This is a genomic window from Streptomyces sp. HB132 (assembly GCF_016909575.1).
GTDB lineage: Bacteria > Actinomycetota > Actinomycetes > Streptomycetales > Streptomycetaceae > Streptomyces.
Genome location: NZ_JAFBGA010000002.1, coordinates 320,905 through 345,797 on the forward strand (window position 1 = coordinate 320,905; position 24,893 = coordinate 345,797).

Here is a 24,893-nt window from a genome sequence, read left to right on the forward strand (position 1 = left end):
CGGCCGCACCGACCGGCCGTGGCGGCGGGGCCGTTCACGAACCTCCGGGCATGTCGGTCGGCAGCTCCAGCCACCGCGCCGTACCCGGGTCGACGACGTACGCGCTGCCGTCCAGCCTGACCCTTACGCCCGGGCGCTCCGAGTCCGGCACGGCGATCCGCAGACGCTCGGCCCGCAGGCGCAGGTCGACGTCCCAGTGCCGGCGGAACCGCAGCCGCATCCGGAACTTCGAGAGCTGGGGCAGCGTGGCCGGCGCGAGCCACAGGGCGTCGCCACGTGTCTCCAGGCCGGTCATCCCGCGCTGTACGAAGTCGAGGGTGCCCGCCATGGCCCCGAGGTGGATCCCTTCCTCGGTCGTACCGCCCTGGATGTCCGCCACGTCGCCGATCAGCGCCTCCTCGCAGTACGCCCATGCGTCGTCGCGGTGCACCCGGGCCAGCACCCAGGCGTGGACGAGGGAGCTGAGCGTGGAGCCGTGGCTCGTGCGCCCCACGTAGTAGTCGACGGTGGTCCGCCAGGTCTCGTCGTCGAGTTCGTGACCCAACCGCCGGAACAGGGCGGCGAGTTCCTTGGGCGAGAAGAGGTAGCCGAGCATCAGCACGTCGGCCTGCTTCGACGCCTGGTAACGGTTGACGGTGTCGCCCTCCGCCTCCAGGATCCGGTCGAGGCGCCGGATGTCCCCGTACCGCCCCCGGTACCCCTCCCAGTCCAGCTCCGCCAGATCCCCGTACCGGTCGAACTGGCTGATGACACCGCGGTGGTGGGGCACGTGCAGCCGTCGGGAGACGTCGTCCCAGCGGTCCAGTTCCGCCGGGTCCAGCCGGATCAGTTCGAGGAGCTGGCGGCGGCGGCTCGGGGGCAGGTCGCGACAGAGCTCACCGGCCCGTGCGAGCACCCAGGCCGCCGTCACGTTCGTGTACGTGTTGTCGTCCAGCCCCGCCGCGTCGGAGTCCGGATAGGCGTCGTGGTACTCGTCGGGCCCGACAACACCCCGGATGCGGTAGCGGCCGACGGTCTCGTCCCACTCGGCGCTGTCCGCCCAGAAGCGGGCGATCTGCATCAGCATCTCGGCGCCCTTGGAGTAGAGGTACTCCGTGTCGCCGGTCGCCTGGCAGTACTGCCACACGTTGTACGCCACCGCCGTCCCGACATGGTGCTGCAGCCGTGACCGGTCGGGCAGCCAATGCCCTGAGCGGGGGTTGAGATGCACCTCCTGGGTCTCCTCGCGCCCCTCGTCGGCGCTCTGCCACGGATACATCGCCCCGGCCCTGCCCGCCGCGCGCGCGGCGGCGCAGGCAGCGGGCAGCCGCCGGTGGCGGTAGTCGAGCAACCCCCTGGAGATCTCGGGAAGATGCAGGTTCAGGAAGGGCAGGACGAACAGCTCGTCCCAGAAGACGTGCCCCCGGTACGCCTCCCCGTGCAGCCCCCTGGCGGGCACGCCGACGTCGAGTTCCGCGGTGTGCGGGGAAAGGGTCTGGAGCACGTGGAAGAGGTGCAGCCGCAGGATGCGTCCGGGCTCGCCCGGCACCTCGAGCTTGACCTGCTGCCACAGATCCGCCCAGGCCCGGCGGTGCGAGGCCAGCAGCCGGGCGTACGGCGGAGCGCCTTCGACCGCGGACACGGCGGCCCGCAGCGGACTGCCGATCGCCGGGTCCCGGGAGGTGAAGAGGGCGACCGTCTTGTCGACGACCGCGTCGGAGTCCGGGGACAGCGGGAGCAGCAGCGTCTGGTGGACCGCGCGCGGCTCCTGCCGGGCTTCGGCCCGGTGCTCGCCGTTGCGTTCCGGACCGCAGGAGGCGACGGTGCGGGCGGCCAGCGCGACACCGATGTCCGACTCCACGGTGCGGCAGCGCAGCCACACCGCCTGCTCCGGCTCCGCGCCGGTCTCCCACCCGGCGAGGTGGCGGTTGGCGAGCTCCCGGTAGCGCGCGACTCCCGCGTTGCGCACGTCGCCGTCGATCCCCGACTCCACCTCCAGCTCCCCCGACCAGCCCTCGGCGGTGAACACGGTGTGCAGCGCGGCGAGATGAGGATCGCCCATGTGCACCAGGCGCTCCTGCCCGACCGTCAGCCGCCGGCCCTTGCGGTCCTCGTACACCGAGTGCCGGGACAGCGTCCCGGCACGCAGGTCGAGCGACTGCCGGTGGTCCACGAGGTGGTCGTGGTCGGGGGTGAGCCACGGGCCGGGGCGGGCGCCGGCGGGATGGATGCGGAAGCGCAGCGGCAGCCAGTCGGGAAGGTTGACCATGTCCTCGTTCTCGACCCGGCGGCCCTGGACGGAGGAGGTCAGCCGGTTGTAGCAGCCGGCCACATACGTACCCGGGTAGTGCGCCTCGCCCGCGGGTGTCTCGGGCGCGGCGCCCCGGGTGGCGAAGTAGCCGTTGCCCAGGGTGCACAGTGCTTCACGCAGCCGCTCCTTCTCCGGGTCGTATCCCTCGTACGCCCAGATCCAGCCGCGCGCCATCAGTCCTCCCCGTTGATGAGCAGGTCCCCCGGGTCGGCCACCACGAGGTCGGCACCGTGACGGCGCAGATCTGCGGCGCCCTCGGGGCTGTCCGACCGGTCCACGCCGACGACCAGCCCGAACCCACCCCGCCGGCCGGCCTCCACCCCTGCCAGCGCGTCCTCCACGACGGCGGTGTCCCCGGGCGGGACCCCCAGGCGCCGGGCCGTCTCGGTGAACAGTGCCGGGTCCGGTTTGCCCGGCAGGTCCAGGCGGCGTGCCTCGTTCCCGTCGACGACCGCCGTGAACAGGTCGAGGAGACCCGCCGCGGCCAGCAGCTCGGTCGCGTGCCGGGAGGCCGACGCCGCGGCGAACGGCACACGGGCGTCGTGCAGCACGTGCAGGAGGCGGACCGTCCCGGGCCAGACCGCGATCGGTCGGGTGCGCAGGCTCCGGGTGAACGCCTCGTCCTTGCGCGCGGCGACGGCCCACACCGTCCCCGTGCCCGGGGAGTCGTCGGGGCTGCCTTCGGGAAGGTCGAGCCCCCTGGACGCGAGGAAGGCGGCGGCGCCGTCCATGCGCGACCGGCCGTCGACGTAGCGCCGGTAGTCCTCCGTCCCGTCGAAGGGCCGCTGCCCTTCATGGGTGTCCAGACAGGCATCGAACGCGACCTTCCAGGCCGAGGCGTGCGCGGGGGCGGAGTCGGTGATCACGCCGTCCGTGTCGAAGACCACGGCGTGTACGGAGAGCAGGACTGAGGCCGGTGACGGTGCGCGTGCCATGACCGGGTGGTCCCTTCGTCGAGGCGTCCCCCGTTCCATGGCACCAGGTTCCCGTCCGGACCGCTCCTTGTGGCCACCGGGGCGGATCCGCCGCTCCGACGGCAGGCTCTCGCGGCGACCACGGTAAAAAGTCGCAAAGGTGTCTCTACGTCCCCTTCGGAGCTACCGTAAAACCATGGCCAGAACCAAGCTTCAGAGCGACAGACAGGCGGAGTACGTGTGTCCGGCCTGCAAGCAGCCCGTCGCGACCACGCTGGCGCGGCACAAGACCCTCGGCATCTACGTCCCGCACTGGGGACCCGGACCGTGTCACAACCCTGAGTGCCACAGCTACGAGGCGGAGTCCGGCGCATCGTCCGGCGCCGCCCGGGACCTGGGCTCCGTCGGCCGGTGAGGGACGTTCGCGGTCGGATCTGATCCGAACGGCGGGGCCGGCCTCGTCCGGGGGACACGTGTCCCTCGCGGTGGGTGCCACGGCTCAGGCGTCCAGGCGGATGCGCTGACCGGGGAAGACGAGGTGCGGTCCCTGGTCGAGGACCTCACGGTTCAGTTCGTACAGCGCGTGCCAGCCGCCGGCCACGTCCGCTCGCTCCGCGATCACCGAGAGGCAGTCGCCCTTCTCGACGACGTATGTCTCCGCGTCGGCCAGGTCCTCGGAGTGCTGGGCGACGCCGCTGTCGGACGTGCTGTCGTACCCGCTGCCGTTCCCGTCGGCGCTCGCGCTGCCCGTTTCGTCACCGGACGACGCGCTGCCGGACGCGGCACTGCCGGACGACGCGCTGCCGGAGGTGCCGGACGACTCCCGCTGCGGGGCCGGCTGTGCGGTGTCGTTCCGGTCGCCGTTGCCGGACGGGGCGGACGACGAGGAGGACGAGCCCGACGCACCGAGGCGACCGCAGGTGGGCCAGGCACCCATTCCCTGGGAGCGGGCGACGCGTTCACCGACCGCGATCTGCTCGGACCGGGTGGCGAGGTCGGCACGGGGTGCGTACTGCCCGCCGCCGTACGCCCGCCAGGTGGAGGGGGCGAACTGCAGTCCGCCGTGGTAGCCGTTGCCGGTGTTGATGTTCCAGCGGCCGCTGCTCTCGCACTCGGCGATGCGGTCCCAGTCCGTACCGGCCGTGACGGTCGGCGCGGTGACGGTCGGCGCGATGGCGGCCCGGACCGGGACGGCCGGGGCCGGCGCCGCCTGGGCGGGGGCCTGGGCCGGGGAGTCCGCGGCGCTGCGGCCGGAGAGGCCCAGCACGCTCAGGAGAACGAGCAGAAGTGCGAGCACCGATTCGACGGGCCGCTTGGCGAGGGGTGATGCCGGCATGACGGTATTCCTCCGCTGTGCTCCGGATGGTGTGCAAGGGCACGAACAGATAAGCCGCCGATATGCTTTTCCTTGGGCTTTGACGCGTTCAACGCCCGCACATTCACTCGGGTGGGGGGCATCTCATGGCACTGTTCGGTAACGCGCACACCGTCGATCCGGCTGCCGCGCAGCGTGACTACGCGCGGCTTCTCGGGCAGGGAGAGCAGGTGCACGCCGCGTATCTGCTGATCCGCGACACGATCCTCTTCACCGACCGCAGGCTCGTCCTCATCGACAAGCAGGGAATCACCGGCAAGAAGGTGGAGTACCACTCCGTCCCGTACCGGAGCATCACGCACTTCGCGGTGGAGACGGCGGGCACCTTCGACCTTGACGCCGAGCTCAAGATCTGGCTCTCGGGCTCCGCCACCCCGATCCAGAAGACGTTCACCAAGGGCGTCGACATCTACGAGGTGCAGGCCGTCCTCACCCAGTACGTCGCGCGCTGAGGGCCGCTACCGCTTCACGTCCCGCAGTCCGGCCATCTCGGCCCGGACGGCGGGCAGTGCCGCGTAGAGCGCTTCGCCGGGGCAGTACGTCTGGAAGGTGTCGCGGTGACCGGCCACGGCGTGGAGGTGGACGACCTCGCCGCGCTCGTACACGCTGTCGTCGTTCGTCGAGACCATCCGCACGAACCCCTGTGGGTCGACGGCGCGGTCCAGTTTCCACGCGCCCACCTTCGCGATCCCCTCGATGAGCGCCTTGGGCACCGGCACGCCGGGGCCGAAGGTGCCGAGGGCCGCGATGCCGACGCTGTGCGCGTTGAACCCGGTGGTGTGGGCCCCTCGCACGGAGCGCCCGACGCCGCCCGCCCGTCCCTCGTATATCGTCCCGCAGCGGTCGACGACGAAGTTGTAGCCGATGTCGTCCCAGCCCTCGCCCCGGACGTGCATCTCCTCCATGGCCCGGAGCATCTTGGGGGCGTCGGCGCAGTCGTACCGGTTGGTGTGCCCGGTGTGATGGACGAAGACGGCCTTCACCGTCCCCGTGTACACCGCGTCCTCCTTCACCATGCTCTCGTCCGCGTGCCACTGCGCCCGGCTGACGATCGCGGGCCGCGGGGCCCCGGCCGGAGCGGCCTGCTTCGCGGTGGCGTTCTCGGGTGCGCCCAGCCGCACCGGCGCGTCCCTGAAGACCAGGAAGGCCAGCGGCACGACCATGGCGCACACGGCGGTTCGGCGAAGCCACATAGGGCCACCATGCGCGCTGACCAGCCACGTCGCAGGAACCCGCGTCCGATCGGGTGACATGCGGCACCGCGTCGCACATCACCCTCCGAGCGGTCAGGAAGCGGCGACCGCCTGCTGCTCCATGATCCGTGCCGCGCGGTGCGGGGACGTGTCGAGCCGGGCCAGCACGCCGGGGACCGCGTTGTTGGGGAGGATGAGCTCGAAGAGCGCCGATATCTCGGCGACCAGGTCCGGCGGCTCGGCCATGGACTCGGTCACCAGCTGAACCCCGGTCCACGCCCCGACGACCAGCCGGGACGTGGCCTCCGGATCGACGTGCGGAAGGAGCTCACCGCGCTCCTTGGCCTCGGTCAGCATCTCCGTCCCGATGGCGATCCAGTCCGGCCAGCGGGTACCGAAGAGGCTGCGCGCCCGTGGGTCGACGGACAGCCGGATCGAGGCGCTGAGAAGGGGCTCCCGGGGCAGCCGGTAGGCGAGCAGGAGCGCCATGTCCACCCACTCCTGCAGCTTGAAGGTCTGCGGAGTGACCCCGTCCGAGGTCACCGCCTCCTGGAGGACACCGCGGGCCAGCTCTTCCTTCGAGGTGAAGTGGAAGTACAGCGCACCCCGTGTGAGACCGGCCCGGTCGAGGATCGCGGCGATGGTGGCCGCGTCGTAGCCGTGCTCGTCGAAGACCTCGGCGGCGGCTTGCAGAAAGATCCGGCGCGTGCGGATCGCCCGTTGCTGTCGTGCCAACTCGCGCTCCCCTTTGAACGTGCATAACGCTACTTCAAAAAGTACCGGTGAGCCGGTATCATATCAGCGCCGTAACACCTATTTTGCGCCATGTCCGGGAGGGCCGTGCCCGACATACCCGCTGTTCCGTACCCCCCGCTCTCCGCGGCCGAGGGACGGAACGGCATCCGCAAGGAGTACGTCCACCTGGGACGTTCCGACATGGTTCTCCTCACGTCCTGGCAGCGCGAGGAAGATGGCGAGTTCTCGCTCTCCGCGAGGTGGCCGGCGCCCGCCGGCGGTCCGGCCTACGACATGCGGATGCTCACACAGACCGTCCGGCAGAGCGGTCTGACCATCGCGCATGCGGCGTACGGCGCACCCCTTTCCGATCACACCGTGCTGAGCTACTTCGACTTCACGGTCGCGCCCGGCTTCGCAGTACCCGCCGACGCGCCCTGCGACCTTACTGTCGAGGTCACCGTAAAGAATGCCAAGGTGCGTGGGAACAGGGTCAGTTCACTGGACATGGACTTCCGCATCCTCCGGGACGGCCGCTTGGTGGCCCGCGCGGATTCCGAGTTCGGCTGGCTCTCGACGCGCGTCTACCGCCGGCTTCGCGGCGAGCACTTCGACGTCGACTGGAACGCGTGGCCGTTGCCCGCTCCGGTCGAACCCCGCACCGTCGGCCGGAGCACGCCCGTCGACGTGGTCCTGTCGGCCGGTGACCACCCACGGCACTGGCAGTTGCGCAACGACGTGGACAACGCGGTGCTCTACGACCACCCGGTGGACCACGTCCCGGGGCTCGCCCTCATGGAAGCGGCGCATCAGGCCGCGAACGCCGCGCTGTACCCCGCGCCCTTCGAGCCGACCAGCGTCACCAGCGCGTTCGAGCGGTACGCCGAGTTCGACCGCCCCTGCTGGATCGAGGCCGAGACCCTGCCGGCCGCCCCCGGAGAGACCTCCGTCGTGGTCACGGCGACGCAGGAAGGAGAAACGGTCTTCCGGGGCCGGCTGAGCGGACCCTGCGGCTGACGGCCTACTGGTTGACGAAGCCGCCGTCCACCGGCATGACGGTGCCGGTGAGGAAGGGACAGCGGTCGCTGAGGAGCCAGGCAGCCGCGTTCGCGATCTCCTCCGGCTCAGCCGTACGCCCTTGCGGCGTAAGGCTGTTGACCATCTCCTCCAGGCCCGGGTTGCGCCCGAACCAGTCGGCCGTGATCTCACTGCGGGTCGTGCCCGGCGCCACCGCGTTGACCCTGATGCCCTGTTGGGCGTACTCGTCCGCAGCGGCCCTGGTGAAGCCCACGACGGCGTGCTTGGCCGCTATGTAGGGCGCGGCCGCCGGTATGGCCACCAGGCCGCCCACACTGCTGTTGTTCACGATGGAGCAGTTGCCCGCGTTCGTCAGCATGGCCGCGATCTCGTGCCGGAGGCAGTTCCAGACGCCGCGCACGTTGACGTCCATGACCGCGTCGTAGACGTCATCACCCATGAGGTGCAGGGGAGTTCGGTCGCCTCCGAGTCCCGCGTTGTTGAAGGCCGAGTCCAGCCGCCCGTAGGTGTCGACCGCGAAGCCGACGGCTCGGGCGGCGTCCTGCGCCACCGTGACATCACAGACGACGTACGACGCCTGGGCGCCCTTGTCGCGCAGTTCGGCCACCAGCGACGCCAGTCGGTCCTCCCTGCGCGCCGCCAGGACGACCGTCGCGCCCTCCTCGGAGAACACCCGCGCCGCCGCCGCACCGATTCCGCTGCTCGCCCCGGTGATCAGGACGACTCTGTCGTGGAGAAGATCGCTCATGGCCGCAGTCTCGCAGGCCGTCCTGGCCGCGGCCATGGGCGATTCCGTACCGCCCGGTCCTCCTCCGGCCCGCCACCGCTCCGGTGCGTACGGGAGGCCGGGCGTTACGGCGGGGACTGCCCGTTCCATGCCCCCGGACCCCGACACAGGGTCACCGCAATAACAAACCGTTTGTACTGTTTTGGCGAGTCTCCTCAGGAAATACCGGCAGCGGATCACAGGCTCCACGACCGGCCCGGAGGGCCCCCTGCGATACCGTGCGGCATGCTCGCTGTCCAGTTCGACCGCTTCGGTGGTCCAGAAGTGCTCCGCACCGTGGAACTGCCCGCCCCCGTGCCCGGCCCCGGAGAGGTGCTCCTCACCGTCGAGGCCGCAGGGGTGAACTTCGCGGACACCCATCAGGTGGACGGCTCCTACCTCGGCGCCGACGCCCTGCCGTACGTCCCGGGCAGTGAGGTCGTGGGCCGCACCCCGGACGGCAGGCGGGTACTGGCCCGGGTCTCGCACGGGTACGCGGAACAGGTGACCGCCAAGGAGTCCGCCGTCCTGGAGATCCCGGAGGAACTCGGTGCCGCCCAGGCACTCGCCCTGATGATGCAGGGGCTGACGGCCTGGCACCTGCTTCGGTCGTCGGCCCGCCTGCAGCGGGGCGAGACCGTCGTCGTGCACTCCGCGGCGGGCGGTGTCGGCAGCCTCGCCGTCCAGCTGGCCCGGGAGTTCGGAGCGGGCCGGGTACTCGCGCAGGTCTCCACCCCCGCCAAGGAACGACTCGTCCTGGACCTGGGCGCGGACGCGGTGATCAGCTACCCCCTCGCGGAGAAGGCGGACGTCGTCCTGGACGCCGCCGGCGGGGACCTCTTCGACCGGGCTCTGGACTCCCTGGCGTCGTACGGCCGCCTGGTGACCTACGGCAACGCCGCCCGCACCGGCTTCACCCCGGTCGATCCGGGCCGGCTGGGCCGGCTCAACGCATCCGTCGTCGGATTCTGGCTGCGCCCGGCCCTCGCCGCTCCGGGCGCGGTGAGCGGTCCCCTCAAGGAGCTCTTCGCCCTGGTCGCCGCGGGCCGTCTCAAGCCCGTGCCCGGCGGCAGCTACCCGCTCGCCGATGCCCGGCGCGCCCATGAGGACCTGCTCGCACGCCGGACCACGGGGAAGCTGGTCCTGACGCCCTGAGCGGGCCAGGGCCCGGACGCACCGCACCCCCCGGGCCCGGAGGCCTCGGGGGGTGCGGTGCGCGGAAGCACGACGCCTCAGGCGTCGCCGGGCGTCCCGAGCAGGGCGGACGCGTTCTCCAGCGGAGTGAGGGGCACCGCGGGCGCGGGCGCCTCCGCCGGGCGGCAGGTGAAGCCGAGACGCGACAGCGCCCTGGTCACCTCGCCGGCGGTGAAGTCCCTGCGGTCCTGGCGGGTGATGATCTCGCCGACCTGCTTGACGGGATAGACACGGCGGCTGATGACCACAGCGTCACCGGTGACGGGCTCGGGCTTGACGCCCTTCATGGAGTCCTCGACCTCGTTCTTGAAGAGGTCGAAGGGGAAACGGGCGATGACACAGCGCATGGTGCCTCAACAGGATGGTCGCGGTGAATGCGGGAAACGGTCGGCCGGAGTTCCGGCCGGACGACTACGCGGCCTTGTTGGTCCGGCGCTGCGCTGCGGCGGCACGCGCCTGCGGCGTAGCGGTGTTGGCGTTCGAGCGGCGGCCCTGGCCGGGGCGCGCACCTCGCCGGCCGCGAGGCCCGGAACCGCTGCCCTTGGGGCGTTCCGAGACCGGTGAGGTGATCGTGACGGGCACACCAGACGGTGCCTGGGCTCCGGTGATGCGGTTGAGCTCCGCCTCGCCGGAGCGGACCTGGGCGACCTGCGGCGTGATACCGGCGTCGGCCATCAGCCGGGTCATCTCGCGGCGCTGGTTGGGCAGCACGAGCGTGACGACGCTGCCGGACTCCCCGGCGCGCGCGGTACGCCCGCCGCGGTGCAGGTAGTCCTTGTGGTCGCTGGGCGGGTCGACGTTGACGACCAGGTCGAGGTTGTCGACGTGGATGCCCCGGGCGGCGACGTTCGTGGCGACCAGCACCGTGACATGACCGGTCTTGAACCGGTCCAGGGTGCGGGTCCGCTGCGGCTGCGACTTCCCGCCGTGCAGCGCGGCCGCCCGCACACCGCTGTGCAGGAGGTGGTCGGTGAGCTTGTCCACCGCGTGCTTGGTGTCCAGGAACATGATCACCCGGCCGTCGCGGGCGGCGATCTCGGTCGTCGTCGCGTACTTGTCGGCGCCCTGGACGTAGAGCACGTGGTGCTCCATCGTCGTCACCGCGCCGGCGGCGGGGTCCACCGAGTGGACGACCGGGTCGTTCAGGTAGCGGCGGACCAGCAGGTCCACGTTGCGGTCCAGGGTGGCCGAGAACAGCATCCGCTGGCCGTCGGGGCCGACCTGGTCCAGCAGCTCGGTGACCTGCGGCATGAAGCCCATGTCGGCCATCTGGTCGGCCTCGTCGAGGACGGTGATGGCGACCCGGTCGAGCTTGCAGTCGCCGCGCTCGATGAGGTCCTTGAGCCGGCCCGGGGTGGCGACCACGACTTCGGCGCCGCCGCGCAGCGCGCTGGCCTGGCGGCCGATCGACATGCCGCCGACGACCGTGGCCAGCCGGAGCCTGAGGGACCGGGCGTACGGGGTGAGCGCGTCGGTGACCTGCTGGGCCAGTTCCCGGGTGGGGACGAGGACCAGTGCGAGCGGACGGCGCGCGTCGGCGCGGTTGCCCGCCGTGCGGGCCAGCAGGGCCAGGCCGAAGGCGAGCGTCTTGCCCGATCCGGTGCGTCCTCGGCCGAGGACGTCCCGTCCGGCGAGCGAGTTCGGCAGGGTGGCCGCCTGGATCGGGAACGGCACCGACATGCCTTCGGAGGCCAGCGCCGCCAGCAGGGGCGCGGGCATGTCCAGGTCCGCGAAGGACTCCGCGGCGGGCAGGGCGGGGGTGATGGTCACCGGCAGGGCGAACTCACCCGTGACGGCGGAGGAGCGGCGGCCGTAGCCGCCGGAGCGCTTCGGTCCACCGGAGCGGCCCTGCGAGCCCGGGGCGCCCTGTCGGCCGGATCCCGCCGAGCGGAACCCGTTGGCGGTACGGCTGCCGGCGGACCCCCCGGAGCGCGTCCTGGAGAATCGGTCGTTCGTGCGAGATGTGCGATCGCGGTTCAATGGAGAACCTTTCCCTCGAATGGCACGTATCGAGGGATTCTTCCGGGCGGCTGCAGCCATGTACGGCGCCAGGAATCAAGAATCGCAAGAACGAGCCGGTGAAATATCGAATAACGGAATGCGTCCGCCGGATGAACCAGCAGGATTCGGCACTCCATATGACTGCAGTGACGCACCGCGCCTCGCGCACGCACCGGGAATTACCCACTCGGTGCGACGCCCCTGGCAGCGGCCGGGAAAACGCAACGAGCTGGGGCCCGCACCCGAAGGTGCGGGCCCCAGCTGCGCCGTACGCCTGTGTGATCAGGCGGGGGTGATGTTCTCCGCCTGCGGGCCCTTCTGGCCCTGCGTGACGTCGAAGTTCACCTTCTGGCCTTCCTGGAGCTCGCGGAAGCCCTGGGCGGCGATGTTCGAGTAGTGGGCGAACACGTCAGCGCCGCCACCCTCCTGCTCGATGAAGCCGAAGCCCTTTTCCGAGTTGAACCACTTAACGGTACCGGTAGCCATGTCTAATCTCCTTCGGGGCGTTGCCCGTGGGCCCACACTGTGCGAGCCCGACGTCGCCGCAAATGATTGCCCCGTCCGGAAAAGACCGGAAATACAAAAGTGCGCCCACCGAAGTGCTGACGGTGAGTGCACTTGAAGTTTTGGGAACCACAACTGCAACTGAGATCAACAGTAGCACGATTCGGGTCCGAGCGAGCTGTACGCCATATCACTACGGCTTCACTCCGTCACGCACGGCATAAACCCTCACCGCTCATAGCGCGTATTTCTGTGCCCGCCGAAACAGATATGCACCCGCACCCCGGTCAGGAATCCGTGCCGCCCCGGTCCGACGCCGGCCGGCGCAGTTGCTCGTTGAGGCGCAGGGCCTCCTCGAGCTGGTCCTCCAGGATCACGATGCGGCAGGCCGAGTCGATCGGCGTGCCGGCGTCCACCAGCTCCCGGGCGCGGGCCGCGATGCGCAGCTGGTAACGCGAGTAACGGCGGTGGCCCCCCTCGGAGCGCAGCGGGGTGATCAGGCGGGCCTCACCGATGGCCCTGAGGAAGCCTGGCGTCGCACCGATCATCTCGGCGGCCCGCCCCATCGTGTACGCGGGGTAGTCGTCGTCGTCGAGACGGTCCGAAGCTTGCGACGGGGATTCCGGGGGCATCTGCACCTCTTCTGCTGCGCACCGGACCACCGATATGGCCTGGCTGCACAAGAAAGCCTAGGCGTACGGATAGGACATGTCTATTGCCGCCAAAACAGCTTTCCCCGGTCTCCGGCGTCGCACGCACGGCGCCCACTGTCGCGCGGCGCCCCGGCGAACTGTCGCGCGGCGCCCCGGCGGGAGCCCTCCGTAATCGCACGGCAACCCCAACAGGGCTGACCGACCGGTCAGTTGTCCGCGGACCCGCGAAAGGTCATACTGCACGGGTAGCCCTTCACGCATCCCCCGTCGTGAAGGGCTACGTTGATGCGCGGCCCCCGGAACCGCCCGGGTCGCGCGGCCCGCGACCCGGAGCACACACAGCATGAGCGGCACGGACAGGACCACGACGACGGCCCGCACGGTCACGGACGTCCTGCAGCCCCGCAATGTGCTGCTCGTCGGCATGCTCGGCATCGGACTGGCCTCCGCCGGGGACTGGACCGGGCTCCCCTGGGGCTTCCTCGGCGCCCTCTGCGCCGGCCTCGTCCCCGCCGGCTACATCGAGTGGGAGCGCGGGCGCGGCACCTGGGGCGACCGGCACGTGGTGGACAGGACCCAGCGGGCGCCGATCTTCCTGGTGATCCTGGGTTCGCTGGGCACCGGTGCGCTGATCATGGTTCTCGGCGGTGCACCCCCCGGCATCCTGATCGCGATGATCTCCCTGTGGGTCATGACGACGGTGCTCCTGGCGGTCAACACGATCTGGAAGATCTCGGTCGACTCGGCGGTCGCGTCGGCCGTGGTCGCCCTGCTCACCGTCACGCACTCCCTGTGGTGGCTGTGCGCCGGCGCCGCCGCCCTCGCCGTGTGCTGGTCGCGGGTGGCCCTGCGCTACCACTCGGTGGCCCAGACGGCCGCGGGTGCGGCCGTGGGGGCCGCGACGGCGGCCGGCTTCCTCTTCGCCTGAGCCACGGGATCCGCCCGGACCACGCGTGCGGGCAACCGCCCCGGAGACCCGGAGGGCCCCCGATTGCGGACCCGCCCCGGAGCCGGTTACGTGGACGAGGGGACCGCACAGCGATGTGACCCGGAGGCGGACGAATGCCCAGGAAGACCTCGAGCTCCAAGGCGGGCCTGCTCCTGAGTCTGGGAAGCAGCGCGATCGCCGTCGTACGGACCCTCAAGCAGATGCGCCGGACGCGCGGCACCCGGGACAGGCTGACCACCGCGGACACCGTGGCGGGACTCCTGCCCCTGATCACGTCGGCCCTGATCGTCCTGCGCCGGCTGCGCGGACGCTCCGCGCGGCGCTCCCGCGCGGAGGGCGGTCAGTAGACGCGGCTGCGCGAGACGAGCACCGCGATGTCGTCCTCCGCCGTGTCGGCGAACCGGTCCACGATCTCGTCGAGCAGGTCCTGCAGCCTCCCGCTCGGCGGCATCGTGAGTTGCGCGAGCCTCGCGATCGACACGTCGATGTCCTCGCCCCGGCGCTCCACCAGCCCGTCGGTGTACATGAACAGGACCGTCCCGGGACCACAAGGCACCACCGTCGTCCGGTAGCCGCCGAAGCCCGTGCCCAGGGGCGGCCCCACCGGCAGTCGCGCCACCCGCGCCCCGGCGGCCCCGGGATCGAGGAACACCGGCGGCGGATGGCCCGCGCTGGCCACCTCGCAGACACCCCGCCGCCGGTCGACGACCGCGACCAGGCAGGTCGCGGCACGGTCGAGGCCGGACTGTTCGACCGCCCTGTCGAGCCGCTCCAGAACGCGGTGCGGCGGCTGGTCGTCGTCGGCCATGATGCGGAGCATCGAGCGGTAGTTGCTCATGGCCACGGCCGCCTCCACCCCGTGGCCCATCACGTCGCCCATCACCTTCATGTGCCGTCCACCCTTGAGGGGGATGGCGTCGAACCAGTCACCGCCCACCACCGCGCCCTCGCCCGCGGGAAGGTACAGGGAGGCGATCTCGATGCCCGGGTTGGGCACCCGCGGCTCGGACAGCAGGGACCGCTGGAGTTCCCGGGCGACGTGGTGTTCGTGCGCGTAGCGGTTGGCATGGTCCACATCGACCGCGGCGCGGCCCGCGAGGGTCCGGGCGACGACGACGTCCAGCCCCTCGGTGAAGGGCGGCGAGTCGCCGGCCCGCAGCAGGCTGAGCGCTCCCAGCGGGTGCCCTCGGGCGGTGAGCGGTACGACGACCACCGAGTGCAGACCGTTGGAGCGGTAGGCGGCGACCCGCTCGGGGGTGGGTGCCGCGCGGCCGATCTGCTCGTCGCCCCACAGGTTCTCGATCACCGGGGCGTCGGCGGCCAGGCAGCGGGGCACGGACGCGTCCTCCTGGTAGTCGATGTCCGTTCCCGGCCCGCCGAACCGGGCGATCTCGTCGGCGAGCTCCGGGACGGCGGCCACACCGGCCCGTCGCAGCCGCATCGCTCCGGGCGGCGGCTCGCGACGGTCGTGCCCGTCGTCCTCGCGGATCATCTCCACGACGGCGACGTCGGCCATCACGGGCACCACGAAGTCCGCGAGTTCCTGGCAGGTGGTCTCCAGGTCGAGCGTCGTCCCCACGCTGACGGCTGCGTTGTCCAGGAGTGTCAGATAGCTCCTCGCCCTCAGCAGTTCCGCCCGCTCGTCATGGGTGGCCGTGACCTCCTGGATGATCACGACAAGTCCCAGTGGCCGCTCGCCCGCTTCCAGGCGGTGGCAGGCACCGCGCCAGAACCGCCGTGTCATGACGGAATCCGCCCAGGTCTGCCCGGTGGTCGTGATCTCACGGGGCCGGCCGTCGGCCAGCACCTGGCGCATGACGTCGAGCCTGATGTCGACCTCGGGCAGCACCTCTGCGACGGTCCGGCCCAGGTGCGCGGCGGCCGGAAGGCCGTTGAGCCGTTCCAGTGCCGTGTTCACGTACAGGTAGCGCAGCTCCGTGTCGAAGACCGCGATCCCGGCCGGGCTGCTGCCGATCAGCCCCGCGAGCACCGCCACGTCGACGGGTACCGGGTCGTCCTGCTCTTCGGCCTGCAACGGAGCCTCCAGAGGGTGCGTGCCCCGCGGGAGTGCGGCGCGGCCGGTCCTCACAGGCCACCGGGCACCCGGACCCTCATCGTCCGCCGCCCCGCTCCGCCACGCATCTCCGTGCGCCCGGCCCCCCGGCGCCGAGACCGTCCAGTGACAGCGTCCCCTCGGAGGCCGCCGCCCCCCGCGGCAGCCCGAACGCCGCCTCGACCCGTTTCGGGACCGGAGCCAGCCCCAGCAGTCCCGTCACCAGCAGCCCCGCCAGGTGATGCCAGGCCGGTGCCCGGCGGATCATCGCGTGGTCGCTGCCCGGAATCGTCACCAGGCAGGTGCGGGCACCCGCACGTCGCGCCCTGGCCGTCAGCGACTGGGACGCCAGGGGGCTGGTCACCCGGTCCTCGGTGCTGTGCAGCAGAACGACGTCGCGGCCCGCCAGCTGGGTCACCGGATCACCGGGCGGGCACCACGGGGCGAGGCCCACCACCGAGCGGACCAGCGGGTGCCCGGCCGCGTGGAGGGCGGCGCGGGCGCCCATGGAGTGGCCGAGGAGGACCACCGGGATCTCGCCCGCCTCGCGCCGCAGGCCGTCCAGCACCCGCAGGACGTCGTGCAGCGGGTCCTCGCGGGTTCCGTTCCAGCCTCGGTGGGTGTAGCGGACACGCTGCACCCGCACCCCGGGGTCGCCGCGCACCGCACGGGACACCACGCGCGAGACCGGCAGCATCCGCAGCCCGGGCAGGTTCAGGACCCCGGGCGCCGGCGCCGCCAGGCCCGTCTCGTAGCCGCCGTGGAGGATGAGCACCGCTGCCGAGGGCGGTCTTTCGGCCACACGTACCTCCGGATCCGGGGGTGCGGGGCCGATGCCCTCGCACTCACCCCATGTTCGGTGCCGGACGACGTACGGATGGGCCGAACGTGTCGATGCGTGGAAAGTGCCGTTCACTGTACGAGGCACAGACCCTTCCCGTACGCGACCCGAGGAGCCTTCGACATGGCGTCAGGACCACAGATCGGCCGGCCCGCACCGGACTTCACCCTGCCCGGCGGCACTCTCACCGACGACACCTTCGAGCGGCGCGACCACACGCTCTCGGCCGCGCGGGGCCGGGCCGTCGTGCTCGCCTTCTACCCGGGTGACAACACGGCCGTGTGCACCAAGCAGCTCTGCTCCTACTCCTCGGGATTCGAGACCTTCGAGGGCCTCGACGCCGAGGTCTGGGGAATCAGCCCACAGGATGTGGACAGCCACGAGTCCTTCGCCCGCGGCTTCGGCCTGCGGATGCCCCTGCTCGCCGACGCGGGCCGGGAGACCGCCCGGGCCTACGGGGTCGCCGCGCCCGGCATCGGCGTGCGCCGTTCCGTCTTCCTGATCGGGCCGGACGGTGTGCTGCGGTGGAAGCACGTCGCCCTGCTCGGCGCCACCTTCCAGTCCCTCGACACGCTCGCCCAGCAGCTTTCCGGCATCCGAACTCCGTGAAGACTGCCGGACTCCGGCAGTGTCCATGCGCGGTCCGCCATGGGACCATTCAGGCAGTTCGACGGAAACCTGTCGGGGGACAGCACACACCGGGGGAGTGATCACGTGACCGTTCTTCTGGGTCTCGGCATTGCGGGAATCGTGCTCCTCACCCTCTCCCTGGTCTTCGACGGAATCCTCGAAGGGCTCCTCGGCGACGCACTGGGTGGGCTGCTGAACGGCTTCTTCGACGGCCTGCTCTCACTGCCCGTCATCGCCGGCTTCCTGTCCATGCTCGGCTTCGGGGGTGCGATCGTCCTCGGCACCACCGGGGCCGGCCTCCCTGTGGCACTCGTGGCCGGCACCCTGGCCGGCTTCGTGGCGGCCTGGCTGACATGGAAGTTCAGCCAGGCCCTGATGCGCGATCAGACCACGGCCACACCGCGCGGCGACGACCTCGTCGGCACCTCGGGGTCCGTCGTCACCCCGATTCCGGCCGACGGTTACGGCGAGGTCCTCCTGCGTCTCGCGGGCCAGACCGTGAAGTTCTCCGCGAAGAGCGCCGTTCCGGTCGAACGCGGCGCCGAGATCTGGGTGGAGGCCACGCTTTCGACCACCTCGGTCACGGTCCGCCCCGTCGAGCGCTGACCACACCGAGCCATACGCCTGTCCGAAACCCGTACAACCGAACACACTGCCGTCCCGTCGGGAGGGCAGGGGGGACACCTCTCATGAGTCCAGTAGTGATCGCCGTCATCGGCATTGTCGTACTTCTCGTGCTCCTGGCCCTCGCCGTGATCACCCGGTACAAGGTCGCGGGCCCCAGCCAGGCCTTCATCATCACGGGGCGCCGCGGCAAGAAGTCCACCGATCCGGTGACCGGCCGCACCAGCATCGACAACAGCGGCCAGAAGGTCGTCGTGGGTGGCGGCGTCTTCGTCGTGCCCTTCGTCCAGCAGAAGTTCACCCTGGACCTCTCCAGCCGGCACATTCCCGTCGCCGTGCGCGGCGCCGTCACACTGCGCGGCGTGAAGTCCAACCTCGAAGGCGTCGCGATCGTCAAGGTCGGCGGCAGCGAGGACGCGATCCGCGCGGCGGCCCAGCGCTTCCTCCAGCAGCAGAACGGCATCGTCGGCTTCACCCAGGAAGTGCTCTCCGGAGCGCTCCGCGCCATCGTCGGCCGCATGTCCGTCGAGGACATCATCCGTGACCGCGCCGCGTTCGCCGGGCAGGTCGCCGAGGAGGCGGAGGCCAGCCTGTCCGGCCAGGGCCTGATCCTGGACGCCTTCCAGATCCAGGACATCACCACCGAGGGCTCGTACCTCGAGGACCTCGGCCGGCCCGAGGCCGCCCGCGCCAAGCAGGAGGCCGACATCGCCGAGGCGATCGCCCGGCGCGCCTCCGAGCAGGCCCGGCTGAAGGCGGCCGAGGAGATCGCCATCGCTGAGCGGACGTTCTACCTCAAGCAGGCCGAGATCAAGGCCGAGACCGAGGCCGCCGCGGCCAAGGCGAACGCCGCGGGCCCGCTCGCCGAGGCGGCCCGCCAGCAGGAAGTCCTCACCGAGCAGGAGAAGGTGGCCGAGCGCCAGGCCGCCCTGACCGACCGCGAGCTCGACACCAAGGTCCGCAAGCCCGCCGACGCCGCCCGCTACCGCGCGGAGCAGGAGGCCGAGGCCCGCCGCATCGCCCAGGTCAAGGAGGCGGAGGCCGACGCGGAGCGTTCCCGCCTGACCGGTCAGGGTGAGAAGCTCCACCGTTCGGCCCTCGCCGACGCCGTACGCATCGAGGGCGAGTCCGAGGCCGCCGCCATCGCCGCGAAGGGTTCCGCCGAGGCCGAGGCCATGCAGAAGAAGGCCGACGCCTTCGCGCAGTACGGCGACGCGGCCGTCCTCCAGATGCTGGTGGAGGTGCTCCCGCAGGTCGTCGCCAAGGCGTCCGAGCCGCTGAGCGCCATCGACAAGATGACGGTCATCTCGACGGACGGCGCCAGCCAGCTGTCCCGCACCGTGACCGACAACGTGGCCCAGGGCCTGGAGCTCCTCAACTCCACCACGGGCGTCGACCTGGGCTCGCTGCTCCGGAATCTGCAGGGCAAGGCGGGCGGCTCCGCGCCGGTGGTACCCGCCCCCGCGGCCGACGGCGAGAAGATCGAGATCAAGGACTGACCGCTCGCCCGTCCTCACGTGCCCGGCCGGTGTTCCCTGACCGGCCGGGCACTCGCATGTCCGATCCCGCCGAATGGACGGCGGCGCGGCCGTCGGCCCCGGCGGGGTGGGCGGCACAGGGGCCGGGGCGGTGTCCGACGGACCCGGAAGCACGGGGGCGTGGGCGCCTCGCGGCACTCGCGCCCGTTCAGGCACCCGCCCGGGCGGAAGAGGACCCGGACGGTGAGTTGCGCAGTTCCTCGTTGATGCGCTGGGCCTCTTCGAGCTGGTCCTCGAGGATGACGATGCGGCAGGCAGCGCCGACGGCCACGCCCTGGTCGACGAGCTCACGGGCACGTGCGGCGATCTTCAGCTGGTAGCGGGAGTACCGGCGGTGTCCGCCCTCCGAGCGCAGCGGGGTGATCAGGCGCTCCTCGCCGAGTGCGCGCAGGAACGCGGGTGTGGTGCCGAGCATCGCTGCGGCGCGGCCCATGGTGTAGGCAGGGAAATCGTCGTCGTCCAGACGGCGGAAGGAATCGTCTGCGGGCATCTAACCTCTCTCGAAACGCACTGGAGGGGCCTTGGTGCCGTACGGCACCAAGGCCCCGAAGGAAACTGCTACACCATCTGCCGGCCGTTCACCGCGCCGGCCTTCTGTGTCCGCACGGCCGCCCTCGAAGGGGTCGGGGGTGCGGGGATCGCGTATGCGTGACCGGAGACCACCTGCCTATCGATGTCCTGCGGTACCCGGCTCGGATTCCTCCGCCCGGGCGATCCTGATGGTGGTCAACTCCTCCGTTCTTCCCTCTGTGTCACTTGCTGGCCGTGCACTGCTGATGGCGGCCCCTGATCACCGCGGGCCACCCGGTCCGGTCGCCAGTCCCGTCACCGTCCTTCGACCACTGGCTTCGGAACTCCACCACCGCACCGTCCTGCGAACTGCGTGTGGCCGACCGGCGGTTCTTCCCTGCCGGACCTTCTCTGCTCTGGCCACGAGGAAGACGTTAATCCTGGAGAGCGCGGATGTCTACTCCCGCCACGACAGATTTTCTGTGCGTCGGGACGGCGCTGTTCTGCTGCGCCAACCGTTCGAAATCTCCACCGGATCGCGTGCCGGAGTAGTAAAGGCCGTTCGAGTGGGCAGGCGAACCGTCCAGGAGAAAGCGGATCAACCGAGCATGGTGGGGTGCAAGCGCATGAGCGACACGATGATCCCCAGTACCTCGACGGCCCCCGCGCGGACCGTGGTACGGGGCGACAGCACAGACAGCATCCACTGGGCCCGCAAAGCGGCCCGCACGTTCACCGACCGCCTCTCCCCCGCGCCGGACCCGGACCTGGCCGACACCCTCGTGCTCGTGGTCTCCGAACTCGCCACCAACGCGCTGCGCCACGGCGGAGGCCGGTTCACCCTTCGCCTGTCCGCCGGACCCGGCACCGTGACCGCCGCGGTCAGCGACCCCAGTCCGGCACGTCCGCGCGGGCGGACCCCCGACCTGGACGGCGCCACGGGTGGCTTCGGGTGGCACATGATCAACCGTCTCACCGAGGCCCTGACCATCACCCCCGGCCCCGGAGCCGGGAAGACGGTCTGCGCACAGTTCGCCCGGTAGCCCGGCCCGTCACGAGGCGGCGCTGCTCCTGTCACGGTCGGTCCGTTCCGGCCGCCCCTGACAGGAGCAGCGCCGCTTCCGCGTCTCCGCACGCGGAAGCCCTCCTCGCGGATTTTCGCGGCCGGATAAGGTAATGGGCGACTAAAGAGATGATCAAAAGCGTCGCACCGCCGTCGCGTGCTCCTCGGAGGAAGCCATGGGAACCCACCGCACATCGCTGCCAGGAGTCGGCGTGCAGTACGACTACACCACCGAATCGGGGCAGCACATCTCCGTCGTCGTGCATCACGACGGGCGGCGGTTCCTGGGCTTCTACGAGAAGGACGACCCAGATTCGTGCGTGCTCTCCGTGCCCCTGACCACCACCGAGGCCACGGGGCTGGCGCATCTCATCGACGCTGCGCCGATCGACGCCGTACGGACCGAGGGCATCGACCTGGTCACCGAGCACATTCCGCTCGGGACCCGCTCCCCCTACGGCGGCCGACTGCTCGGGGACACCCGGGCGCGGACGCGGACGGGGGCCTCGATCGTGGCCGTGCTGCGTACGCACAGCGCACACCCGTCGCCGGGTCCGGACTTCCGGCTGGCCATCGGGGACACGCTCGTCGTTGTAGGAACGCGTGAGGGCGTCGACACGCTCTCCGAGATCATTGCGGAGGGCTGACCGTGCACGACACGACTGCACTGCTGGTGGAGCTGGGCTCCGTCATCCTGGGGCTCGGCATCATCGGCAGGTTCGCCGGGCGGATAGGCCTCTCGCCGATCCCCCTGTACCTGCTGGCGGGTCTCGCGTTCGGGGAGGGCGGGCTGCTGCCGCTCGGCGCCAGTGAGGAGTTCACCGCCATCGGGGCGGAGATCGGCGTCATCCTCCTGCTGCTCCTGCTCGGGCTGGAGTACAGCGCGTCCGAGCTCGTCACCAGTCTCAAGACGCAGTACCCGTCCGGGGCCGTCGACTTCGTGCTCAACGCGACACCCGGCGCCGCCGCCGGCCTGATGCTCGGGTGGGGGCCCGTGGGAGCCGTCGCGCTCGCCGGGGTCACCTGGATCTCGTCGTCCGGCGTGATCGCCAAGGTGATGACCGACATGGGCAGGCTCGGTAACCGCGAGACGCCCGTCATCCTCGGTGTCCTCGTCATCGAGGACCTGGCCATGGCCGTCTACCTGCCGCTGCTCACCGCGATGCTGGCCGGTGTCGGTCTGGCCGGCGGCAGCATCGCCCTGCTGATCGCGCTCGGCACCGTCGGATTCGTGCTGTACCTGGCGCTGCGCCACGGCAGGCTCATCAGTCGCGCGGTGTCCTCCGACAACCCGGAGATGCTGCTGCTCGTCGTCCTCGGACTGACCGTCCTGGTGGCCGGGGTGGCCCAGCAGCTGCAGGTCTCGGCGGCCGTCGGCGCGTTCCTCGTGGGCATCGCCCTGTCCGGCGAGGTCGCGGAGGGCGCGCGCAAGCTGCTGACGCCGCTGCGGGACCTGTTCGCCGCGGTGTTCTTCGTGTTCTTCGGGCTGTCCACCGACCCGGCGGAGATCCCGCCCGTGCTGCTTCCGGCGGCGCTGCTGGCGGTCGTCACGGTCTTCACGAAGATCGGCACCGGCTGGTACGCCTCCCGGCGGGCCGGGATCGGACCGCGGGGCCGTTGGCGTGCGGGCGGCACACTGGTCGCGCGCGGCGAGTTCTCCATCGTCATCGCGGGTCTCGCCGTGGCGACCGAACCGCGCATCGGGCCCATCGCGACGGCGTACGTACTGATCCTGGTGATCGTCGGTCCGCTCACCGCCCGGTGGACGGAGCCGGTCGCCTCGAAGCTGCAGGCGCTGCTCGCGGGCAAGCGGAAGAAGCCGGCCGTCGCGGCCGACCAGCCGATGCCGTCGCACGACGACCTCACTCCGGAGCATGCCGGGCGCGACTCCCGCGACTCCGGCTGACGGGCGGTCGCCGACGGGTCAGAGCGGGGTGGCCGCGTGGAGGATGCCGACGAGCGTCACCGTCGCGTTGAGCGACGACAGCGCCGAGGCCGCCGTCCCCACCGTCGCGGTCACCGCCGCCAGGGCCAGATGCGCGGAGGCCGGTGGCCAGAGCACGGCCGAGGGTTCGGGGTCGAGCAGCGCGGCCACCCGGCGCGGCACCGGGCCGGCGGCCGCGAAGGCGGGGAGCACGGCGGGACCCGGCGGGCGGTGCGAGAACAACGCCGCCTTGCCGACCGCCGTGGCCACGGCCCGGCGGCTGCCGACCTCGTACGCCGCTTCCTCGTCGGCCCAGCGTTCGGTGCTGTACGCCACCGCCGTGCGCAGGGGCAGGAGGAACGGGTTGGCGCGCGCCGCCAGTTGCGTCACCAGCAGATAGCGGTGGTGACGTCCGGCCAGGTGCGCGCGTTCATGGGCGACGAGCGCGCGGCGCTCGCGGGCGTCCAGGCAGTCCATCATCGCGGTGGACACGACGACCCGGCCGTCGCGCCCGCGCCGCCCCGGCAGGGCGTACGCGTACGGGTCGGGGGACGGGACCAGCGTGAGGCCGTCCGCCGCCCCGTCACCGGGGGACGGGGGCAGGGCGCGAGCGGCGCGGGCGCGGGTCCTGGTGTGCCTCAGCAGAGTGCCTCCCCAGGCCACCAGCACCGCTCCCAGGACGCCGATCGCGATCAGGCCCGCCTTCTCCTCGTACGGGACCGCGGCGCGCACCTCAGGGTCCGACCAGCCGTCGGGCAGCGGATTCCCGGGGAGCTGGGCGGTGCCCACGACCATGAGCAGGGCCAGGCACAGCGTGCTGCACAAGGCCAGCGTCGAGCCCACGGCGGCCAGCAGCCGGGTGGCGCTCCTGGGGTGCAGGTGCTGTTCGGCGAGGCGGGCCATCGGCAGTGCGGTCAGCGGCAGGACGAGTGGCAGGTAGACGAAGACGCCCATCGTGGTGGCTCTCAGCCTTCCTGAGCGGTGGCGTCGTCGGGGCGGCCGTCGTCGCGGGGGCTCCCGGAACCGTCGTCCGGGCCGTCCGCCGCGCGGGAGAGCAGTGCGCGCAGCCGGGCCTCGTCGCCCGGGGACAGCGCGGAGACGAAGCGGGCCAGGACCGCCTCCCTGTCGTCCTCACCGTCCAGGACACGGCGCATCCGCAGGGCGGCGAGGCCCGCCTCGTCGGAGGCCGGGGTCCACGCGTAGGAACGGCCCTGCCGGGTGCGGGTCACGGCCTTCTTCGCGTAGAGGCGGGAGAGGATCGTGATGACCGTGGTGTAGGCCAGGTCCCCGTCGAGGTGCTCCTGCACCCAGCCGGCCGTCGCGGGTCCGCCGGCCGAGCGCAGCACGGCCAGGACCTGGGACTCCAGCTGTCCCTGGCCGCGCCTGGGCAGCCGTGGGCCGTCCCGGGTCCCGCCGTCGTCCGTACCTGTGGGCCTGTTCATCCGCCGCATCCTACTGAGTGGCCGCGTCACGGGCCCGTCGGCCGCCGTGCTGCCCGCGGCCGCCCACGCTTCTTCTACACAGCTGTAGAGTTCGACTGGTTCCCGCACCACAGGCAACGCAACGTATGGAGACGTCATGGCCCTTTGGGATCGGATCAAGGAATCCGCGTCGACGATGCAGACGCAGCTGGAGGCGAAGAAGAACGACCTGAAGAGCGGGGCGTTCCGGGACGCGAGCATGGCCATGTGCGCCCTGGTCTCCGCGGCGGACGGCACCATCGACCCGTCCGAGCGGCAGCGCGTCGCCTCGCTGATCGCCACCAACGACGTGCTGCAGAACTTCCCCGCGGACGATCTTCAGCGTCGCTTCAACGACTACGTGAACAAGCTGACCGCGGACTTCGCCTTCGGCAAGGTCAGCGTCCTCCAGGAGATCGCCAAGGCGAAGAAGAAGCCCTCCGAGGCGCGTGCCGTCATCCAGATCGGCATCGTGATCGGTGGCGCGGACGGTGACTTCGACAAGTCGGAGCAGGCCGTCGTGCGCGAGGCGTGCTTCGCGCTCGACCTGCCGCCGCACGAGTTCGACCTGTAGAAGCTGTCCGCGAAGTCCCGCCCGCCCCGCGACGCCCGCCGGGCGCACGGCGGGACTTCGCCGT

Annotated in this window: 28 protein-coding genes; 13 read left to right on the forward strand and 15 right to left on the reverse strand. The window is 71.2% G+C overall.

All coding sequences use genetic code 11. The features are described from left to right. Positions 1-34: 34 nt before the first annotated feature. Both JOC24_RS05730 and JOC24_RS05735 read right to left on the reverse strand, forming a co-directional pair. On the reverse strand, positions 35-2,464 hold the full coding sequence (locus JOC24_RS05730) for a glycoside hydrolase family 65 protein (RefSeq protein WP_205019008.1): 2,430 nt from the start codon (positions 2,462-2,464) through the stop codon (positions 35-37). Further along, positions 2,464-3,225 (reverse strand): HAD family hydrolase, encoded by a 762-nt coding sequence (locus tag JOC24_RS05735; RefSeq protein ID WP_205019009.1) that lies wholly within the window; start codon positions 3,223-3,225, stop codon positions 2,464-2,466. The genes JOC24_RS05730 and JOC24_RS05735 overlap by 1 nt, the downstream gene beginning before the upstream one ends. Before the next feature lie 175 nt (positions 3,226-3,400). On the opposite strand from JOC24_RS05735, the gene JOC24_RS05740 reads away from it, so the two are divergent. Further along, positions 3,401-3,619, forward strand: a complete 219-nt coding sequence (locus tag JOC24_RS05740) for a hypothetical protein (protein ID WP_205019010.1) — start codon at positions 3,401-3,403, stop codon at positions 3,617-3,619. Positions 3,620-3,703: 84 nt separating this feature from the next. Here the strand turns inward: JOC24_RS05740 and JOC24_RS33770 are convergent, their stop codons facing one another. Then, entirely contained in the window at positions 3,704-4,540 is an 837-nt protein-coding gene (locus JOC24_RS33770; RefSeq protein WP_205019011.1) for a LysM peptidoglycan-binding domain-containing protein, read from the reverse strand. Positions 4,541-4,665: 125 nt separating this feature from the next. On the opposite strand from JOC24_RS33770, the gene JOC24_RS05750 reads away from it, so the two are divergent. Further along, positions 4,666-5,031, forward strand: a complete 366-nt coding sequence (locus tag JOC24_RS05750) for a PH domain-containing protein (RefSeq protein ID WP_205019012.1) — start codon at positions 4,666-4,668, stop codon at positions 5,029-5,031. 6 nt (positions 5,032-5,037) lie between these two features. On the opposite strand, the gene JOC24_RS05755 is transcribed toward JOC24_RS05750, so the two are convergent. Then, positions 5,038-5,772: an N-acetylmuramoyl-L-alanine amidase gene (locus JOC24_RS05755; protein ID WP_205019013.1), complete on the reverse strand. Its 735-nt coding sequence runs from the start codon at positions 5,770-5,772 to the stop codon at positions 5,038-5,040. A gap of 93 nt (positions 5,773-5,865) precedes the next feature. After that, positions 5,866-6,507, reverse strand: a complete 642-nt coding sequence (locus JOC24_RS05760) for a ScbR family autoregulator-binding transcription factor (protein ID WP_205019014.1) — start codon at positions 6,505-6,507, stop codon at positions 5,866-5,868. Positions 6,508-6,612: 105 nt separating this feature from the next. On the opposite strand from JOC24_RS05760, the gene JOC24_RS05765 reads away from it, so the two are divergent. Then, positions 6,613-7,524, forward strand: a complete 912-nt coding sequence (locus JOC24_RS05765; protein ID WP_307792639.1) for a ScbA/BarX family gamma-butyrolactone biosynthesis protein — start codon at positions 6,613-6,615, stop codon at positions 7,522-7,524. A gap of 4 nt (positions 7,525-7,528) precedes the next feature. On the opposite strand, the gene JOC24_RS05770 is transcribed toward JOC24_RS05765, so the two are convergent. Beyond that, entirely contained in the window at positions 7,529-8,293 is a 765-nt protein-coding gene (locus tag JOC24_RS05770; protein ID WP_205019016.1) for an SDR family oxidoreductase, read from the reverse strand. 264 nt (positions 8,294-8,557) lie between these two features. On the opposite strand from JOC24_RS05770, the gene JOC24_RS05775 reads away from it, so the two are divergent. After that, complete coding sequence (locus tag JOC24_RS05775) at positions 8,558-9,466, forward strand: quinone oxidoreductase family protein (RefSeq protein WP_205019017.1); 909 nt, start codon at positions 8,558-8,560, stop codon at positions 9,464-9,466. Between the two features lie 77 nt (positions 9,467-9,543). Here JOC24_RS05775 and JOC24_RS05780 read toward each other — a convergent pair whose 3' ends face one another. The 4 genes from JOC24_RS05780 to JOC24_RS05795 form a co-directional block, all read right to left on the reverse strand. Further along, positions 9,544-9,852 carry an SCO5918 family protein gene (locus JOC24_RS05780; RefSeq protein WP_205019018.1) on the reverse strand — a complete coding sequence of 103 codons (309 nt, stop codon included), beginning with the start codon at positions 9,850-9,852 and terminating at the stop codon, positions 9,544-9,546. A 64-nt stretch (positions 9,853-9,916) separates the two neighbouring features. Continuing rightward, the gene (locus JOC24_RS05785) at positions 9,917-11,485 is read right to left on the reverse strand and encodes a DEAD/DEAH box helicase (RefSeq protein ID WP_205019019.1); all 1,569 of its coding nucleotides are present in this window, start codon (positions 11,483-11,485) and stop codon (positions 9,917-9,919) included. A gap of 303 nt (positions 11,486-11,788) precedes the next feature. Next, positions 11,789-11,992, reverse strand: a complete 204-nt coding sequence (locus JOC24_RS05790) for a cold-shock protein (protein ID WP_014155340.1) — start codon at positions 11,990-11,992, stop codon at positions 11,789-11,791. A 305-nt stretch (positions 11,993-12,297) separates the two neighbouring features. Continuing rightward, positions 12,298-12,642, reverse strand: a complete 345-nt coding sequence (locus JOC24_RS05795; protein ID WP_205019020.1) for a MerR family transcriptional regulator — start codon at positions 12,640-12,642, stop codon at positions 12,298-12,300. 364 nt (positions 12,643-13,006) lie between these two features. Here JOC24_RS05795 and JOC24_RS05800 point away from each other — a divergent pair, with 364 nt between their 5' ends. Both JOC24_RS05800 and JOC24_RS05805 read left to right on the forward strand, forming a co-directional pair. Then, positions 13,007-13,591 carry a hypothetical protein gene (locus tag JOC24_RS05800; protein WP_205019021.1) on the forward strand — a complete coding sequence of 195 codons (585 nt, stop codon included), beginning with the start codon at positions 13,007-13,009 and terminating at the stop codon, positions 13,589-13,591. 134 nt (positions 13,592-13,725) lie between these two features. Next, complete coding sequence (locus JOC24_RS05805) at positions 13,726-13,959, forward strand: hypothetical protein (protein ID WP_205019022.1); 234 nt, start codon at positions 13,726-13,728, stop codon at positions 13,957-13,959. On the opposite strand, the gene JOC24_RS05810 is transcribed toward JOC24_RS05805, so the two are convergent. Together JOC24_RS05810 and JOC24_RS05815 are read right to left on the reverse strand one after the other, a co-directional pair. After that, positions 13,953-15,647: a SpoIIE family protein phosphatase gene (locus JOC24_RS05810; RefSeq protein ID WP_205019023.1), complete on the reverse strand. Its 1,695-nt coding sequence runs from the start codon at positions 15,645-15,647 to the stop codon at positions 13,953-13,955. The genes JOC24_RS05805 and JOC24_RS05810 overlap by 7 nt on opposite strands. A 76-nt stretch (positions 15,648-15,723) precedes the next feature. After that, entirely contained in the window at positions 15,724-16,467 is a 744-nt protein-coding gene (locus JOC24_RS05815) for an alpha/beta hydrolase (RefSeq protein ID WP_205019024.1), read from the reverse strand. 162 nt (positions 16,468-16,629) lie between these two features. Here JOC24_RS05815 and JOC24_RS05820 point away from each other — a divergent pair, with 162 nt between their 5' ends. From JOC24_RS05820 to JOC24_RS05830, 3 genes are all read left to right on the forward strand, one after another. Then, positions 16,630-17,115, forward strand: coding sequence for a peroxiredoxin (locus tag JOC24_RS05820; RefSeq protein WP_205019025.1), 486 nt, complete (start codon positions 16,630-16,632; stop codon positions 17,113-17,115). 105 nt (positions 17,116-17,220) lie between these two features. Further along, a complete protein-coding gene (locus JOC24_RS05825) occupies positions 17,221-17,742 on the forward strand; it encodes a hypothetical protein (protein ID WP_205019026.1) in 522 nt (173 codons plus the stop codon). 83 nt (positions 17,743-17,825) lie between these two features. Continuing rightward, positions 17,826-19,259 (forward strand): flotillin family protein, encoded by a 1,434-nt coding sequence (locus tag JOC24_RS05830; protein ID WP_205019027.1) that lies wholly within the window; start codon positions 17,826-17,828, stop codon positions 19,257-19,259. A 187-nt stretch (positions 19,260-19,446) separates the two neighbouring features. Here JOC24_RS05830 and JOC24_RS05835 read toward each other — a convergent pair whose 3' ends face one another. Beyond that, on the reverse strand, positions 19,447-19,788 hold the full coding sequence (locus tag JOC24_RS05835) for a MerR family transcriptional regulator (protein WP_205019028.1): 342 nt from the start codon (positions 19,786-19,788) through the stop codon (positions 19,447-19,449). 646 nt (positions 19,789-20,434) lie between these two features. On the opposite strand from JOC24_RS05835, the gene JOC24_RS05840 reads away from it, so the two are divergent. The 3 genes from JOC24_RS05840 to JOC24_RS05850 all read left to right on the forward strand — a co-directional run bounded on the left by JOC24_RS05840 (position 20,435) and on the right by JOC24_RS05850 (position 22,777). Next, positions 20,435-20,851, forward strand: a complete 417-nt coding sequence (locus JOC24_RS05840; protein ID WP_205019029.1) for an ATP-binding protein — start codon at positions 20,435-20,437, stop codon at positions 20,849-20,851. Positions 20,852-21,047: 196 nt separating this feature from the next. Then, positions 21,048-21,518 (forward strand): cation:proton antiporter regulatory subunit, encoded by a 471-nt coding sequence (locus JOC24_RS05845; RefSeq protein ID WP_205019030.1) that lies wholly within the window; start codon positions 21,048-21,050, stop codon positions 21,516-21,518. Between the two features lie 2 nt (positions 21,519-21,520). Then, complete coding sequence (locus JOC24_RS05850; protein WP_205019031.1) at positions 21,521-22,777, forward strand: cation:proton antiporter; 1,257 nt, start codon at positions 21,521-21,523, stop codon at positions 22,775-22,777. Positions 22,778-22,795: 18 nt separating this feature from the next. On the opposite strand, the gene JOC24_RS05855 is transcribed toward JOC24_RS05850, so the two are convergent. Then, a complete protein-coding gene (locus JOC24_RS05855; RefSeq protein WP_205019032.1) occupies positions 22,796-23,749 on the reverse strand; it encodes a M56 family metallopeptidase in 954 nt (317 codons plus the stop codon). A gap of 11 nt (positions 23,750-23,760) precedes the next feature. Beyond that, on the reverse strand, positions 23,761-24,237 hold the full coding sequence (locus tag JOC24_RS05860) for a BlaI/MecI/CopY family transcriptional regulator (RefSeq protein WP_205019033.1): 477 nt from the start codon (positions 24,235-24,237) through the stop codon (positions 23,761-23,763). Between the two features lie 136 nt (positions 24,238-24,373). Here JOC24_RS05860 and JOC24_RS05865 point away from each other — a divergent pair, with 136 nt between their 5' ends. Continuing rightward, positions 24,374-24,829, forward strand: coding sequence for a tellurite resistance TerB family protein (locus tag JOC24_RS05865; protein WP_031090594.1), 456 nt, complete (start codon positions 24,374-24,376; stop codon positions 24,827-24,829). The last annotated feature ends 64 nt before the right edge of the window (positions 24,830-24,893 follow it).